Annotated in this window: 2 protein-coding genes and 1 pseudogene; 2 read left to right on the top strand and 1 reads right to left on the bottom strand. The window is 55.2% G+C overall.

Annotated elements, in window-relative coordinates:
• Together WBC85_RS11230 and WBC85_RS11225 are read left to right on the top strand one after the other, a co-directional pair.
• Window positions 1-1,744: pseudogene (locus WBC85_RS11230) on the top strand (hypothetical protein); the annotation flags it as partial.
• A gap of 225 nt (window positions 1,745-1,969) precedes the next feature.
• Entirely contained in the window at window positions 1,970-2,677 is a 708-nt protein-coding gene (locus WBC85_RS11225) for a class I SAM-dependent methyltransferase (RefSeq protein WP_424436843.1), read from the top strand.
• Window positions 2,678-2,797: 120 nt separating this feature from the next.
• Here the strand turns inward: WBC85_RS11225 and WBC85_RS11220 are convergent.
• Window positions 2,798-3,509: S1 RNA-binding domain-containing protein (locus WBC85_RS11220; protein ID WP_424436840.1), on the bottom strand; the 712-nt coding region annotated here is incomplete at its 5' end.

Here is a 3,509-nt window from a genome sequence, read left to right as displayed (position 1 = left end):
CACCGGCAATGGAACCCAGATTTCCAATCACGGCAGCGTTTTCGGGCATGATGCAGGCCTACTTAGCACTGGCTCGGGTCATTCCTTGTTCAACTCTGGCAGCTTAAGCTCTGACAATCAGGCAATTTACTTCGCTGACGGCGCTCAAACGATCACCAATACCGGCAACATTGTTTCACACAGCGCTGATGCGTTCTTTATCGACGATAACCTTGTCACCACTGGCAGCTTTGTCACCAACTCGGGCGCGATCACCGGCCACGGCCATGGTGTCAATGTTTTAGAGGCTGGCTCCCGCATCACCAACGATGGCACGGTCACTGGAACCAACGGCGACGCTATGCGCACCACGGGGAATAACGGTATCATTATCAACAACGGCAGCGCGACTGGCGAAGATGATGCAATGACGGTCAACGGCACCGACAGCCGTATTGTGAACAATGGCACTGCAACTGCTTACACGGATGTGGGGATCTTTATCACAGGCGACGGGTCTAGCGCGCTGAACACCGGAACGGTAAATGCCGCAGGCAATGGCATCGTTGGCAGTGGCGAAGATCTGGACGTAAACAACAGCGGCAGCATCGTTGCGGGCAATAACGGCATCGACTTGACCTTTAGCACGACAAACGACAAGCGCGTCGCCAATTCTGGCACCGTTCAGGCCACGCAATCGGGCATTCTGAACGAAGGAGACAATGCTGTTATTATCAACTCAGGCAATATCACCGCAGGTTTCCGCGGCATTGAACTGCTTGATGGCGCATTCGGTTCAATTTCCAATTCCGGTAGCGTTGTCGCGCACCAGAAAGCCGTCTTTATGACAAGCGACGGCGGGCGTCTGGTCAATTCGGGTTCGATTGAATCCGGCAATGACGCTGGTGTGCATCTCAACAACTCATTCGATACGATCCAGCAGGTCGTTATCAATTCCGGCACCATCACAGGCGGCGCGGGCGCGTCCAGCAGTGATGTTGCCATTCTGGGCGACTCGAATTTCAGCGAAACCGTGCGAAACAGCGGCACCCTTAATGGGGACGTCGATCATCGCGGTGGCGACGATACGATGATTAATTCGGGCGATATATTTGGCAACGTTGATCTGGCCGAAGGCAATGACCTGTATCGCGCCAAAGCGACTGGATTTGTCGAAGGCTCGGTCACAGGCGGTGACGGTGATGACATAATCATGGGCGGTGACTTTGACGACCACTTTGATGGTGGCAAGGACGACGACATGCTTGCGGGTCGCGGCGGAGATGATGAATTGCTCGGCAATAACGGCGCGGACACAATTCGCGGCGGTGCGGGCGATGATGTCATCGAAGGCGGCGGCGGCAACGATTACGTCAAGGGCGGGTCAGGCGACGATGATATCAACGGCGGCGGCTCCAGCGATATGCTATTGGGCAATTCGGGCAATGATACCATTGACGGTGCGTCCGGTGCGGACACGATCGATGGCGGCGCGGGCAATGATATCATCACGGGCAGCAACGGCAGCGATACGTTTGTCTTCAAGGCAGGCGGCGGGCACGATGTGATTACCGACATGACCAACGGCGTCGATGTCATTGATCTGAGCAGCTTTGGCCTCATCAACTTTGCGAACATGATCGCGACGCTAGATGTTGATTTGCATGGACCGACTGGTTCGTACATCGACTTTGGCAATGGCGATGTTCTGGTCCTTGAAACCATGGTCTACGGCAACCTGGACGCAAGCGATTTCATTTTCTAGGCAACGTACTGGCCCCGTTGGATCATTCCAGCGGGGCTTTTTTGTGCCTAAAGCCTCAAAGCTTTTCGCGGTCACCGAAACAATCACACAAGCATTTAACGCACGCTCTTCGGGGCTGCGTTTGTTATCATCCAGAGCGCGTTGAAACATCGCGCGCGCGCATGATATCATTGCCCGAACTGGTCCGGGCGACAGGAGCTAAAGATCAAACGCTTTTCCGATTTCATGCAAGGGTGGGACGGGTATCGCAAAGCCGATATCGCCCGCATGAATGTGCGCTTTGACTATATCGTGGCACCCTTCCAGAAGCAGATAAAGGCAGCGCGCGTCCTTGATATCGCCGCCCATGACGGCCGCTGGAGCTATGCTTTGGCAAGCGCAGGCGCCGCAGAAGTCTACGCCGTTGAGGCGCGCGCAGTGCTCATCCAGAAATATAGCAATTTTCCTGAAACGGATTTCAAACACCGTGTCACCTTCAAGCACAGCGACCTCTACAAAGAACTCGACAGGCTGATCGATCAGCAGGCAACATTTGATGTCGTCGCACTGTTCGGGATCCTCTATCACGTCACGGATCACTATGGGCTGCTTGCGCGCATCAAATTGCTGCAGCCGAAAGTTATCATCATCGACAGTGAATTTATCACCAAAGACAACCCAATGATCCAACTTGCCCGCGAGCGCACTGACAACGTGCTTAACGCGACGGGCCAGGTGCCTGAGCAACACGAGACATTGATTGGCATCCCAAGCACAGGCGCTATAGAGCGCATGGCCTCCGTGCTGAACTACCAACTGGTTTGGTCCGACTGGGATGCCCTGCCCCAAGAAAACCGCCGTGGCCTGCGAGACTATTTTCGCAACACCCCCAAACGCCGCCGCACCTGCGCGCTTTATCCGCTGGAGACAGCGGATCAGAGCCACGCCAAATAGCCACCCCTACGCTGCGAATACCCCCGAATACCCGCTGTCAAAAACACGGCCAAACCCCAACGAAAAAGGCCCCGCAGGATCAATCCCACGGGGCCTTCTCAATTTCTAAAGCATCAAAGCTTAGTCGTCAGACTTCAGCGCTGCGCCAAGGATATCGCCCAAGGACGCGCCGCTGTCAGAAGAACCATACTGCTCAACTGCTTCTTTCTCTTCTGCGATCTCGCGCGCTTTCACGGAGACACCCAAACGGCGTGTCTTCGCGTCCACGTTTGTGATGCGCACGTCGACTTTATCGCCAACGGAGAAACGCTCTGGGCGCTGCTCTGCACGGTCACGGGACAGATCGCAGCGGCGGATGAAGGATTTCATGCCTTCATACTCGACCTCAACGCCGCCCTCTTCGATGGCTGTCACTGTCACAGTCACGATAGAGCCACGCTTCACGCCGCCAACCGCTTCAGCGAACTTGTCGCCGCCAAGCGCTTTAACGGAGAGGGAGATACGCTCTTTTTCAACGTCGACTTCAGAAACAACCGCCTGAACGATGTCGTTCTTGTGATAGGACTGGATCGCGTCTTCGCCGCGCTCGTCCCATGACAGATCGGACAGGTGAACCATGCCGTCGATGTCGCCTTCAAGGCCAATGAACAAACCGAATTCGGTGATGTTCTTGACTTCGCCTTCGACCTCAGTGCCCTCTGGGTGTGTCTCGGCAAAGACTTCCCACGGGTTGCGCTGTGTCTGCTTGAGACCAAGGGAAACGCGGCGCTTCGTGCCATCGATTTCCAGAACCATGACTTCGACTTCTTGTGACGTAGACACAATCTTGCCG

Source organism: Planktotalea sp. (assembly GCF_049680325.1).
GTDB lineage: Bacteria > Pseudomonadota > Alphaproteobacteria > Rhodobacterales > Rhodobacteraceae > Planktotalea.
Note: the sequence above shows the minus strand (reverse complement) of the source record. Positions and strands in the feature narration are given on the sequence as shown.